The organism is Syntrophorhabdaceae bacterium (genome assembly GCA_028713955.1).
Lineage (GTDB): Bacteria > Desulfobacterota > Syntrophorhabdia > Syntrophorhabdales > Syntrophorhabdaceae > UBA5609.
Genome location: JAQTNJ010000072.1, coordinates 1 through 13,365 on the forward strand (window position 1 = coordinate 1; position 13,365 = coordinate 13,365).

12 protein-coding genes are annotated in these 13,365 nt (G+C 51.4%); all 12 read left to right on the top strand.

What is annotated here, in order from left to right:
• Positions 1 to 82 precede the first annotated feature (82 nt).
• Complete coding sequence (gene mraY / locus PHU49_07860) at positions 83 to 1,159, top strand: phospho-N-acetylmuramoyl-pentapeptide-transferase (protein ID MDD5243918.1); 1,077 nt, start codon at positions 83 to 85, stop codon at positions 1,157 to 1,159.
• A 1-nt stretch (position 1,160) separates the two neighbouring features.
• Positions 1,161 to 2,486 carry a UDP-N-acetylmuramoyl-L-alanine--D-glutamate ligase gene (gene murD, locus PHU49_07865; GenBank protein ID MDD5243919.1) on the top strand — a complete coding sequence of 442 codons (1,326 nt, stop codon included), beginning with the start codon at positions 1,161 to 1,163 and terminating at the stop codon, positions 2,484 to 2,486.
• Complete coding sequence (locus PHU49_07870; GenBank protein ID MDD5243920.1) at positions 2,483 to 3,271, top strand: hypothetical protein; 789 nt, start codon at positions 2,483 to 2,485, stop codon at positions 3,269 to 3,271. The genes murD and PHU49_07870 overlap by 4 nt, the downstream gene beginning before the upstream one ends.
• The gene (gene murG, locus PHU49_07875) at positions 3,268 to 4,335 is read left to right on the top strand and encodes an undecaprenyldiphospho-muramoylpentapeptide beta-N-acetylglucosaminyltransferase (protein MDD5243921.1); all 1,068 of its coding nucleotides are present in this window, start codon (positions 3,268 to 3,270) and stop codon (positions 4,333 to 4,335) included. The genes PHU49_07870 and murG overlap by 4 nt, the downstream gene beginning before the upstream one ends.
• Positions 4,322 to 5,698 carry a UDP-N-acetylmuramate--L-alanine ligase gene (gene murC / locus PHU49_07880; protein MDD5243922.1) on the top strand — a complete coding sequence of 459 codons (1,377 nt, stop codon included), beginning with the start codon at positions 4,322 to 4,324 and terminating at the stop codon, positions 5,696 to 5,698. Before murG ends, murC begins: the two co-directional genes overlap by 14 nt.
• Positions 5,699 to 5,709: 11 nt before the next feature.
• The gene (gene murB, locus PHU49_07885) at positions 5,710 to 6,576 is read left to right on the top strand and encodes a UDP-N-acetylmuramate dehydrogenase (protein ID MDD5243923.1); all 867 of its coding nucleotides are present in this window, start codon (positions 5,710 to 5,712) and stop codon (positions 6,574 to 6,576) included.
• A complete protein-coding gene (locus PHU49_07890) occupies positions 6,569 to 7,477 on the top strand; it encodes a D-alanine--D-alanine ligase (GenBank protein MDD5243924.1) in 909 nt (302 codons plus the stop codon). Before murB ends, PHU49_07890 begins: the two co-directional genes overlap by 8 nt.
• On the top strand, positions 7,474 to 8,175 hold the full coding sequence (locus PHU49_07895) for an FtsQ-type POTRA domain-containing protein (GenBank protein ID MDD5243925.1): 702 nt from the start codon (positions 7,474 to 7,476) through the stop codon (positions 8,173 to 8,175). Before PHU49_07890 ends, PHU49_07895 begins: the two co-directional genes overlap by 4 nt.
• 1 nt (position 8,176) lies before the next feature.
• Positions 8,177 to 9,421 (top strand): cell division protein FtsA, encoded by a 1,245-nt coding sequence (gene ftsA, locus PHU49_07900; protein MDD5243926.1) that lies wholly within the window; start codon positions 8,177 to 8,179, stop codon positions 9,419 to 9,421.
• A gap of 19 nt (positions 9,422 to 9,440) precedes the next feature.
• A complete protein-coding gene (gene ftsZ / locus PHU49_07905; GenBank protein ID MDD5243927.1) occupies positions 9,441 to 10,598 on the top strand; it encodes a cell division protein FtsZ in 1,158 nt (385 codons plus the stop codon).
• 130 nt (positions 10,599 to 10,728) lie between these two features.
• Positions 10,729 to 12,342 carry a hypothetical protein gene (locus PHU49_07910; protein ID MDD5243928.1) on the top strand — a complete coding sequence of 538 codons (1,614 nt, stop codon included), beginning with the start codon at positions 10,729 to 10,731 and terminating at the stop codon, positions 12,340 to 12,342.
• A gap of 292 nt (positions 12,343 to 12,634) precedes the next feature.
• The gene (locus PHU49_07915) at positions 12,635 to 13,174 is read left to right on the top strand and encodes a hypothetical protein (protein ID MDD5243929.1); all 540 of its coding nucleotides are present in this window, start codon (positions 12,635 to 12,637) and stop codon (positions 13,172 to 13,174) included.
• Positions 13,175 to 13,365: the final 191 nt, after the last annotated feature.

The following is a 13,365-nucleotide window of genomic DNA, read 5'->3' on the forward strand; positions in this document are numbered from 1 at the left end:
AAAGGCTGAAAAGGGTGATGTCATCCTTGTAAAGGGTTCGCGGGCTTCGAAAATGGAAGAGATCGTGGAGGCGCTGACGTAAATGCTCTACCATCTATTATATCCGCTGCACGTAAAACTCTCCGTATTCAACGTATTCCGGTACATTACCTTCCGGACCGTCCTCGCCATACTCACCGCCCTCATCATCAGCTTCTTCCTGACCCCTTACGTGATCCGGAAATTCAACGAATGGAAGATCAAGAGCGCAAAAAGGGAAGACGTACCGGACAGGCATGAAGTAAAAGAGGGAACGCCGACTATGGGTGGATTTGTCATCCTCGTCTCCACGATCATACCTACCCTGCTCTGGTCGGATCTGACAAACTACTACATCTGGGTCGTTACGTTCGCGCTGCTTTCCTTCGGCGCCATAGGTTTCGCCGACGACGTCAAGAAATTACAGGGCAGTAACGGCAAGGGGATCTCGGGAAAGGCAAAGATCCTTTTCCAGACGCTCTTTGCCCTTATAACCGGAGCGCTGCTCTATTTCAAATACGGGTTCGTCACAGAGCTGACGATACCATTGTTCAAGAATTTCGCCCCCGACCTCGGCGTCTTTTATATAGTGCTCTGCGTCTTTATCATCGTCGGCACATCAAACAGCGTCAATCTGACGGACGGACTCGACGGTCTTGCCATAGGACCTGTGTTGACGGTATGTTCCACATTTCTCCTCTTCGCATACCTTGTCGGCAATATAAAGTTTGCCCAGTACCTCCAGATATTCTATGTAAAAGGCGCCGGCGAACTGACAATACTCTGTGGTGCTATGCTGGGCGCCGGTATCGGGTTCCTCTGGTATAACACTTACCCTGCCGAGCTTTTCATGGGCGACACGGGTTCGCTTTCTCTTGGCGCTTCTCTGGCAACGATTGCCGTTATCATCAAGCAGGAGATACTCCTTGTTATCGCCGGCGGGATATTCGTGCTGGAGGCCCTCTCGGTGATCATCCAGGTCTATTCTTTCAAGCTAAGGGGCAAAAGGGTCTTCAAGATGGCGCCGATACACCACCATTTCGAGCTCAAAGGCTGGAACGAGGGGAAGATCGTTGTAAGGTTCTGGATCATTTCGATCATACTGGGTTTACTGGCATTAAGCACATTGAAATTGAGGTGATATGGATCTTCCGGATAACATAATGATCGTTGGACTTGGCGCATCCGGTGTTGCCGCCGCAAAATTTCTCCACGGTATGGGGAAACAGATCGCGCTTGCCGACGAAAAGGATGAGACAGCGCTGACGCCGGTCCTCAAATCTCTCGAGGGTATTGCGTTCACAGGACATTTTGGTCCCCACAGGGCGGAAGACTTTCTCCGGTATCCCCTCATTGTTGTCAGCCCAGGGGTCGACAGTGAGATGCCCGTCCTTAAAGAGGCCAGAGCAAAAGGGATCCGGGTTATCGGTGAGATCGAGCTTGCCTGTATGTTCCTCGATGAACCCGTCATCGCCATAACAGGAACAAACGGGAAAACGACGACGACGACCCTCATCGGGGAGATATTCAAAAAGGCCTTCGGCAATGTCTTCGTTGGGGGAAATATCGGCAACCCGCTCATCAATTATGTCCTTGAAGGGAAAAAGGCACAATATATCATCGTTGAAATAAGCAGCTTCCAGCTTGAGACAGTGGAGACCTTCAGGGCAAATACGGCAATCCTCCTGAATATCACGGAAGACCACCTCGACAGATACAGGAGCTACGAAGAATACAGGGACGCAAAATACAGGGTCTTTGAACGTCAGACGGAAAAAGACTACGCGGTTATCATTGACGGTCTTGAGGCCCCCGGAGCCGGGAACGGCAGGGTTATCACCTTCTCGACGGCAAAGCAACTGGAAGAAGGCGCCTTTGCAAAAGACGGGAATCTTCATGTACGGTTGAATGGAAACGAGTTCATATATGCAAGAGACCTTTCGCCGCTCGTAGGGATACACAACACGGAGAACATCCTCGCGGCGCTCCTCACCGCCCACATATACGGTATAGACCAGGCGACGATAAGCGCCGTACTCCGGGAATTCAAAGGATTATCGCACAGGGTCGAGCTGGTCAGGGAGTTAAAAGGGGTCAGGTACTACAACGATTCCAAGGCAACCAACGTAGATGCCACAAAAAGGGCCCTCGAGAACATAGAGGGCAGCGTAATCCTTATCGCGGGCGGTAAAGACAAAGGCGGCAGCTACCAGGCTATTACGGAGGTTGCCCGCAAGATAAAGGTACTTATCGTTATCGGCGAAGCGAAAGAGAAGATCGTCAGTGAGCTGGGAAACCATGTCGTGATCTACAAGGAAGAAGATATGGACAGCGCGGTGCGCACCGCGCACGAGGTTGCCGAAAGCGGGGATGTCGTTCTCCTCTCCCCGATGTGCAGCAGCTTCGATATGTTTACCGATTACAAAGACAGAGGAGATGCGTACAGGAAGATAGTGGAGTCCCTATGAAGAAGATCTGTATCTATATACTGGCAGCGATCCTGCTCTATAGTTTCTTCCGTGAGTTCAACGTTATCAAGGTGCTTCTTATGCTTGCCTCCCTCGCATCGATCTTTGCCATAGACCGCATCCCCGTGAAATATATCATGGGAATGAAATATCCCGTTATACTCCTGTCATTCGCGGCCACAGCCTGTTTCTTCTTTTATCCGAGGGCACTGACCGGATACCCGGTGGAGATCATCATTACATTTCTCGCCTTTTACAGCCTCACCTTTTACATAGCTGCCATGGAAGAAAAAAAGAACGACTTCTTCAAAGAAGTTACCGCGATCTCGATCCTCTTCCTCACTTCTTCGTTCAACCTCTTTATCACAGGCAAGCCCCTCTTTATCCTGCCCCTTGCACTTGCAACGATCCTTTTGCTCTTCGTGCTCGAAAGGAACCAGGTTATCCCTTTCATTGCCGGGTACGCGCTTGTTGCGATGATCATCGCCTACAGACAGGGCACGCATTTCGCGGGAACGGGCCTTCTGGGACTTAATGACATCAACCGGTATATCCTGCTTGGGGCATCTTTCGTCTTTCTTGTTACCGGTTTCACCGGATTTATGAAAAAGCGTACCTTTACGACGATACTTCCGTTCTTCGGCTTTTTATACATTGCAACGGATATCCTGATGGTCCTTGGATTAAGGCTCTCAACGGGACTTTTGTATCAACCTGTCATATTGCTCGCTATTGTCAGTCCCCTTGTTGGAATGATGCTGAAGCCCGAAGGAGAACGCGTATGAAGCTCGTTATCTCTGCTGGCGGTACCGGTGGTCATATATTCCCGGGTATTGCCGTGGCAGAAGCACTGCTCGCACAGGACAGGACCAACGACGTTGTGTTCATCGGGACAACCTATGGTCTCGAGGGAAAGATCATCCCGCAGGCAGGGTTTCGACTGCTCTACATTGAGGCGCATCAATTTCTCGGCACATCACCAATCCATAAAATCAGGACCATGCTGCGTCTCCTGAAGGGCATCTCCATGGCAGCGGGCATACTCCGCTCGGAAAGACCTGACGCGATACTCGGCATGGGGGGATTTACGTCCGTTCCCGTCGTGATTGCCGGGGTGCTTCTCGGCGTACCCTCTTTCATCCATGAACAAAACGTACAGCCCGGCCTGGCCAACAGGCTCCTCTCGAAGATCACGAGGTCCACGTTCATCAGCTTTGAAGAGACGAGACGCTATCTTGCCTCAAAAAAGGCCCGCCACACGGGAAATCCTCTGCGCAAGAACCTGAAGGCCGTCGATGTAAAAAAACCCGGGGACAGGTTCTCGATCTTTGTGTTCGGTGGAAGCAGGGGCGCGAAGAGCATTAATGATTCGATCCTTACACTGCTGCCTTTCCTTGAGAGTTATAAGAACACCGTTATGTACCATCAGACAGGCGCCGGTGATTACACCCGTATCAGCGATAGTTACAAAAAAACCGGGATACAGCACGAGGTCTTCCCCTTTACCGACGATATGGCGAAATACTACAGCCTCTCCGATGTAGTGATTTCGAGGGCAGGCGCTACCACGATCTTCGAGCTTGCCTGCTTCAAAAGGGCTGCCATACTCATACCCTACCCTTACTCCGCGGGCGGGCATCAGTGGAAAAACGCCTCCCAGGTGGAGCAAGCCGGCGGCGGTTATGTGATCGGGGATGACGAGGCAAGCGGCGAGAGGCTCTTTGAGGTTTTGAAGCATCTTATGAAGGAGCCGCAACTGCTAAAAGAGATGGGAGAAAATATCAGCAGGATATACGTGGAGGACGCGGCAGAACGGATCATCGGAGGGATCACAGATGGTATTTCATAAGATAGAAAAGGTGCATTTTGTCGGGATAGGCGGCATAGGCATGAGCGGCATCGCGGAGGTCCTCCTCAATCTCGGTTTTCAGGTAACCGGCTCAGACCTGAGAAAAACAGACATCACCGAAAGGCTTGAGAAGCTCGGGGCGCGGATATTCTATGGTCACCAGGAAGAGAACATCGTCGATTCCGATGTCGTTGTGATCTCTTCCGCCGTCAGGGCCGACAACCCGGAGGTAAAAAAGGCCAGAGGTCTTTTTATCCCCGTCATACAGAGGGCAGAGATGCTGGCGGAGCTGATGAGGATGAAATACAGCGTTGCCGTGGCAGGCGCGCACGGGAAGACAACGACAACATCACTTGTTTCTTCAATACTCGGGTATGCCGGCATGGACCCTACCTGCGTCATCGGTGGAAAGCTGAACAGCCTCGGGAGCAATGCGAAGCTGGGGGACAGCAAATTTCTTGTCGCAGAGGCCGATGAGAGCGACGGGACCTTTCTTCTCCTCTTTCCGACGATTGCCGTGGTAACGAATATAGACCTCGAGCACTTAGACTTTTACAAAGACATCGACGAGATCAAGGCGGCATTCCTTACATTCCTTAATAAGGTCCCCTTCTACGGGCTCGACATCATCTGCATCGACAATGCAAACCTTCAGGGCCTGATCCCGATGCTGAAGAGAAGGTATATGACGTACGGTCTTTCCAAGCAGGCAGACCTGCGGGCAGAGAACATAGTCTATGAAGGTTTTACGACACGCTTCAAGGTAGTCTACAAGGGTTATGAACTGGGAGAGATCACATTGGCGCTGACCGGTGTCCACAATGTGGTCAATGCGCTTGCCGCCTGCGGCGTGGGGATCGAGCTGGATATCCCCTTTGCGACCATCAAAGAGGCCCTGAAAAGTTTTTCAGGGATCCACAGGAGGCTGGAGATAAAGTGGGATGGCGACATCACGCTGATTGACGACTACGGGCATCATCCTACAGAGGTACGGGCAACCCTGTCGGCAATACGGAAGATGTGGAAGGGCAGGATCCTGGTGGTCTTTCAGCCCCACCGGTACACGAGGACAAAGGCGCTGATGGAGGAATTCGTCACCTCTTTTAATGAGGCTGACGTCCTCATTATCACCGAGATATACGCGGCCTCCGAAGAAAAGATAGAAGGCGTCACCGGCACGGTGCTCGCCGAAAAGATCCGGGCAAGCGGGCATAAAAACGTGATCTTTGCGGCGACAAAAGAAAAGGCAGCGGAAAAGGTGCTTGAGCTTGCCAAAAAAGGTGATGTTGTCATCACCCTGGGGGCAGGCGACATATATAAGATCGATGAGAGTCTGAAATCAGTATGGAGTGGAAAGGCATAAGAGGAACGATCTTGGAAAATGTCCCGATGAAACGGTATACGTCCATGAGAGTGGGCGGACCCGTCAGGTACCTCCTGTACCCGCTTGATGAAGGAGACCTGAGGAATGTCCTGAAATACCTGACCCACAGGAATATCCCCTATAGATTCCTGGGGAACGGGACAAATGTGATCGTTAACGACAGCGGTCTTGATGAGGCGCTGATACGGATTACGAGGATGAAATCGAAAGGGTATAAAAAGACAAAAAACGGCGCCACTGCCGATGTATCAGGCGGGGTATCGTTAAAACAGTTCATCAAAGACAACGCGCGACATGGTCTGTCCGGTCTCGAAAACCTGTACTGGATCCCCGGCACAGTAGGCGGCGCACTCAGGATGAACGCCGGCAGTTTCGGCACCTCGGTCTCAGACCCCCTGCTGACGATGCGGGTCCTCAATGCGCACGGTCAGATCGTAACGATGACAAGGCAGGAGGCCTCTTTCGGCTACAGGGCCTCTCCCGTTAAGCCAGGGGAATGTGTCGTAAACGCCAGCTTCAGTCTGAAAAGCCGGAACAAAAAAGAGATAGTGAAAGACATGGAGTACGTCTACGGCGAGAGGAAAAAGAGGCACCCCATGGAATTCCCTTCCGCGGGCTCTGTCTTCAAGGGCGTGAAAGGGGAGCCGGCATGGAAGTTCATCGAGAAGGCCGGCTTTAAGGGCCTGAAGGTTGGCGGGGCCTGCGTCTCGGAAAAACACGCGAATTTCATCGTCAACCTCGGGTCGGCAACGGCGAATGACATCAGGAAGCTGATCGATACAATAAAGAGAGGGGTCTTCGAAAAGACAGGCGTGTCCCTCGAAGAAGAGGTAGAACTCTGGGGTTTTAATGGATAAGAAAGGGCTTAAAAGAAAGAGGATCGCAGTGCTGTATGGCGGGAAGTCGTCTGAAAGAGAGATCTCCATTAAAAGCGGCGCCGCTATCCTGAATAGTCTCATCAAGCTTGGTTACAACGCCACAGGCATTGATGCGGCAGAGAACCTTGTTGAGAAACTGAAAAAGGAGAAGATAGAAATTGCCTTTATCGCCCTCCACGGAAGGTGGGGTGAAGATGGGACAGTGCAAGGGCTCCTCGAGATTATGGGTATTCCCTACACCGGTTCAGGCGTTCTTGGTTCATCCATGGCCCTGGACAAAGCCATCATGAAGCTTCTCTTCGATAGTACGGGGATTCCCACTCCGGCCTATCTGATCTCCACCTCCTCTCATACCACGGCATTTCCTCTCCCCTTTGTCGTGAAGCCTGCCAACGAAGGTTCCACGATCGGCATATCCATCGTCAGGGAAAAGAAGGAGACAGCCCGCGCGATCAGGGTTGCGCGGGGATACGACAGGAAGATTGTCATTGAAGAATACATCGGGGGGAGCGAGATCACCGTGGGCATTGTAAACGGCAAGGCGCTCCCTGTCATCGAGGTGAGACCATCGTCAGGTTTTTACGATTTTCATGCAAAATACACGAAGGGCATGACAGAATATATCATCCCCGCAAAAATAAAGAGAGTAACGGCAAACAGGGCACGGGCCACAGCGCTGAAGGTGTACGAAATGTTCGAACTGTCCGGGTGCGCAAGGATCGATATGCTCGTCCAGGGGGATAACCCGCTGGTCATAGACATCAATACATCGCCGGGCATGACAGAGACATCGCTTGTGCCCAAGGCATGGGGGCACCTTGGCGGGACCTTCGACGGGCTCGTTGAAGAGATCCTGAAGGGGGCGAAGCTGAAGATATGAAAAAGACCTTATATATATTGTTCCTGGCTCCTCTCTGCGTCCTGTCGATACTCACGATCGCATATCTCTTCTCAAAGGACGAGCCGCTCTTTTTCCTGAAAAATGTAAAGGTCAGCGGTGTGAGCCAGCTTTCAGAAAGGGATGTTATGAGCAGAGTAACGCCGTACCTGAAAGAAAGTCTCCTGAAGGTCGATATCGAAAAGATAAAAGAGGCTATCGCCACACACCCCTTCGTGAGGGAGGTGCGCGTAAAAAGGGCATATCCGTTCTCCGTTGTCATAGACGTGAAGGAAAAGGTGCCGTCAGCGCTGTGGGTGAAAAATGACGGCGATGTCTTCGTCCTCGATGAATCCGGTGAACCATACAGGAAGATGGGCAGGGGCAATATCAAGGGACTTTTTATCATTAACGCGAAGGAAAAGACTGACGCGGCAAGCATCTTCAGACAGGTCAACGCGTGGTCAACAGAAGGGATCATAAAAAAGGAGAGCCTGTCGGAGGCTGCCTATAACGAAGGAAGCTTAACGCTCTTCGGACTTGATGACGGGGTAGAGATCATACTCGGCAAAGAAGAGCAGAAAAAAAGGCTCAAACGGGCTGTTGCCGTTCTGGGAGACGCCAAAAAGAGAGGGCTTTTAATAAAATGTATCGATGCACGATTCGAAAAAGGCGCCATAATTCAGGAAAGGAAGGGTTAACATGTTGAAAGATGACGACTTGCTCGTTGGACTTGATATCGGGACCACGAAGATCTGTGTTGTTGTAGGTAAGGTTGTGGACGGCAAGATCAGCATCATCGGCATCGGTTCCCATCCATCCACCGGTCTCAGAAAAGGTGTAGTGGTAAACATGGACAGCACCGTAAACTCGATAAAAAAGGCCGTTGAAGAGGCAGAGCTCATGGCGGGTATTACAATAAACAGTTGCCTGGCCGGGATCGGAGGCGCACATATCAAGAGCTTCAACAGCAACGGTGTTGTGGCCGTGAAGGATAAAGAGGTAAAGACAGACGATATCATACGGGCTATCGACGCGGCAAAGGCAGTGGCGATCCCTGCCGACAGGGAGCTTATCCACGTCATCCCGCAGGAATTTATCGTCGATGACCAGGACGGGATAAAGGACCCCATAGGCATTACCGGCGTAAGGCTTGAGGTAAAGGTCCATATCGTAACGGGCAGCATCTCTTCGGCGCAGAACGTCATTAAATGCTGCAAGCTCGCCGGGCTCGAAGTCGGTGATATCGTCCTGGGACAGCTTGCCTCTTCCGAGGCAACCCTTACCCCTGAAGAGAAAGAGATCGGAGTTGCCCTCGTTGATACAGGGGGCGGCACCAGCGACATCGCCATATATTCCAACGGAAGCATCACATATACATCGGTCCTGCCCTTCGGCGGAAATAACATCACCAATGATATCGCGATCGGTCTCAGGACGCCGCTCGAAGAGGCGGAGAAGATCAAGAAAAAATACGGTTGTGCCTTTGCGGGTATGATCGGCGCCAATGAAACAATAGAAGTACCGAGTGTCGGCGGAAGGAAACCAAGGACACTTCAGCGAAAGACCCTCGCGGATATTATCGAGCCGAGAGTGGAAGAGATATCCTTGTTGATCTATGAAGAGATCAAAAAGTCCGGGCTCGAACGTCTCCTTGCATCAGGGGTGGTCCTTACCGGTGGCTGCGCGAACCTCGAAGGGATCCCCGAACTCGTTGAAAATATCTTCAATCTCCCCGCAAGGCGGGGTTATCCGATAGGCGTGGGCGGTCTTACCGATGTGGTGAATAATCCCATATACTCCACCGGGGTAGGGCTCCTGCTGTACGGTTTCAAAAACAGCAAGACAAGCGGACGGGGATACGGCCAGGGAAGGGTGTTCAAAAGGCTGTTCAGCGGTCAAAAATTACTCGGCAGAATGAGAGAATGGTTTAAAGAAATTTTTTAGGAGGTGCGTGGTGAGTGCAATGTTTTATATGGATGAGGGCAATGGTTTTGCAGCAAAATTGATCGTCGTAGGGGTCGGGGGAGGGGGGTGCAATGCCCTGAACAACATGGTTGACGCGGGCATCCAGGGTGTCGAATTTCTGGCGGTCAATACGGATGTCAAGTCATTAAACATGTGCAAGGCCCCTATCAAGATCCAGGTCGGTTCGAAGCTGACGCAGGGTCTCGGGGCCGGAGCAAACCCGGAGGTAGGAAAAAAGGCGGCCCTTGAGGACGTCGAAAAGATCAAAGACCACCTGAAGGGCGCGCACATGGTCTTCATCACCTGCGGGCTCGGCGGCGGTACCGGCACGGGGGCTTCTCCGGTCATCGCTGAGATATCGAGAGAGATTGGCGCACTCACCGTAGCAATTGCTACAAAACCCTTTGCCTTCGAGGGAAGGGACAGGATGACGCAGGCCGAAAGCGGGGTCACCCAGTTAAAAACGCGCGTCGACTCCCTGATCACGATCCCCAACCAACGGCTTCTCTCGATCGGCGGCAAGCATATGACCATTATGGAGGCATTCCTCAGGGCCGATGAGGTGCTTCTCAACGCGGTGAGGAGCATATCGGATCTTATCGTCGGTTCGGGTCATGTCGTCGTCGATTTTGCGGATGTGAAGACGATCATGAGCGAACGCGGAATGGCGATCATGGGCATCGGCGAGGCAACCGGGGACACCAGGGCAAGGGATGCCGCCCAGAAAGCCATATCAAGTCCTCTCCTTGAAGATATATCGATACACGGGGCACGGGGTGTGCTCATAAACGTAACGGGGAACACGGATATGACCTTGAGCGAGGTCAATGATGCCTCAACACTCATCCAGGAACAGGCCCATGAAAACGCGAAGATCATATGGGGACTCGTGTATGACGAAAGCATGGCTGATTCCATCAGGATAACCGTTATCGCCACCGGTTTTGAAGAACAGGTCCAGGCAGAGCAGAACGGTGTCGAAGAGATCACGGGGAGCAGGCTCTTTGACGAAGAGAATATCCCGCCGTTCATAAGGAAAAAGGTGGCCGTCGACTACAAGGTCGACTATAAGGATATTAAACAGAAAAGTGACAGCGCTGAGATCGATGATGACAGGTATGACATTCCGACCTTTCTCCGTAAGCAGGCAGACTGAAAAGCGGCAGAGAGCGTGGAGCAGAGAGCTGAGAATGAAAAGAACCAGGCTAGGGCTGGACATGAAAGGCAGGTTGAGATCTTCCTTAACCTTAACCTTGGCCTTGGCCTTAGCCTCTTATCTATAAACAGTGGGCAGGAGGTCTCATCAAAAAGAGGCAGCAAGCAAGCAGCTTTTTTCGTTTGAAACAGGCACGATAGTCAAGGACTGGGGCGGAAAGACCCCGGTCTGTATCGTCTTTCCCAATTCCTACTATGTAGGGATGTCCAATCTCGCCATCCACATTCTCTATAGAACATTAAACAATATGCCGGATGTTGTCTGCGAGCGGTGCTTCCTCGAAGACAGGGGGAAACCTCTTTCCCTTGAGAGCAACAGGCCTCTCTCGGCATTCGAGATCATATTCTTCTCAGTCTCTTTTGAACTTGACTACATCAACATACCGGAGGTGCTCCGTCTTGCCGGGATCAGCCTCTTTGCCCGTGAGAGGAAGGGGAGCGAGCCTGTCATTGTCGGGGGCGGTATATGCGTCATGTCCAACCCTGAGCCGCTGCACAGGATCTTCGATCTTTTCATTCTGGGCGATATCGAAAGCACTGTCCCGGAATTTATGGAGCGATACCTTGCCGTAAGGGCGAAAAAAAGGGCGAAGGTCGTAGAAAATCTAAGTGAATTCGACTGGGCGTACAACCCGCAGGCACTGGAAGTCGGGTACAGGGAAGATGGTACGCCGGATCATTTCATCCCTGGAGATTTCCGGGTCTCGGTGAAACATTATAAAGGTAAAGACCTCGGCACTTCAGCGATCATCTCCGACAAGACCGAGTTTTCCTCCATGTTCCTTGCCGAAGGGACGAGGGGGTGCCCGTCGCGATGCCCGTTCTGTCTCATCGGGAATATGTATCATTTCATCCATGAAAAGGTAAGCACGATAACAACGGACTGTGACGACATCGGCATCCTCGGCGGCGGCGTCTCCTTTCACCCTCACCTCCTGCAGGAGCTCCAGGCGCTGAAAGACATGGGGAAACATGTCCACCTCCCGTCGCTCCGGATAGACGAGGTGCCCACATCGTGTGTGGCGCTTATAAAGGATGAGGTGAAGACGCTGACCTTCGGGATCGAGGCGGGGACAGAACGCCTGCGGCGGTTTATCGGGAAACCGATGACAGACAAGGAGATCGTCGACACGATCGGGGAGATCGTCGACATCAAGCCCTTCAACCTCAAGCTCTATTTTATGATCGGTCTGTTTGGCGAGACAAAGGAGGACATCGACAGCATACCGGGGCTTGTAAAGCGGATAAAACACATCATGGTCAAAAAGGGTGCGAAGAAAGGGGTCGTCGGGAGCATCACCGTACACGTAAGCCCCTTTGTGCCCAAACCCTCTACGCCCTTCCAGTGGCTTCCCATGGACGACATGGCATCGCTGAAAGATAAGATCGGCCTCCTGAGGAAGGCATTCGGCGCCATCGACAATACCTTTTTTACGCACGAATCCGTTAAGCACAGCTTCATCCAGGGCGTATTCGCGCGTGGCGACAGGCGGATCGCCGACACCATCCTGAAACTCGCCTCCGGCGAAACCTTCAACAAGGTCTTAAGAGAGAGTCCGGTCAATCTCAATTTCTACACATTAAGGGAGCGGAAGAAAGATGAGCTCCTCCCCTGGGACTTCATCGTAGGCAATACAAGCAAAGAAAAACTCTACAAACGACTTATTCAATCGCCCCAGGCATAATTCATCCAGTAATAAGAATTCGTAACGGGTACCCACGAAGTAGTTGCACTTGCAAGACAACCACTTTTAATGCTATTTATTTATAATCTTAGGATATATCATGAGAGCATCAGTGTCGGATTTTCCTGAGCAAACCGTCGTGAGGCGAGGAAGCTTGGTCTTTTGCGCAAGCAAAAGTTCCGAAGCTTAAACGCGAGCGAATGCAAGCCGCTGGAGCGTATGAGCGTGTTTGCGGGGAAGGTCCGACACGGATGCTCATCATAATGGAAAATCCTGGAATTGCGAAGATAACATGTTGAGAAAAAAACCGTCTGTTTCTCATGTAATAATGTTCGGGCTTACCGTCGGCATAGCTGTCGTTGTTATCGGATATCTTGTCATCCATTTCCAACAGCAAAGATCGCTCAACGCGTCAAAAAAAGGATTGTTCCCAAAAATGCCGGCAATAGGAGATGTCCGGCAATACGCCTCCGACAGTGAAGGGGATTATTATTACACTGAAAACCGTACCGCAGAGAAGGCCTCCCCTGAAAATATAATGATCTGGAGCAGGCTTGTCTATTCACAAAAAGGCAGGGATTCCTATATTAATATACGGAAACAGAGCGGTCTTTTTACAGAAGGTCTTGAGCATCTGAACCAGAGAAACGTCCTCTATGAGTTCAAGTGTAACAAAGATAAGGTGGAATACGCCGTCGTTGAGATCTTTGAGGTAGGCAAAGACGGTAAGACCCTGGATTACGGGAATAACGGCAAGGACAGGGAATGGGGGTATACCCCATCCGGCTCCCAACTGGAGAAACTTGCCAGGCAGGTATGTCCGCCGACATAAAGGAACACGGTGATTCATGAAAAGCCATGGTTCTTTTAAATTAACCATCCCGAACAATATATCGTATCTTCCCGTTGCCCAGGCTTCCGTTAGAGAGGCGGCAAAGATGTTCGGGTTTACCGTTGAAACCATATATCAGATCGAACTTGCCCTCGAAGAAGCATTCATGAATGTAATAAAACACGCCTTTG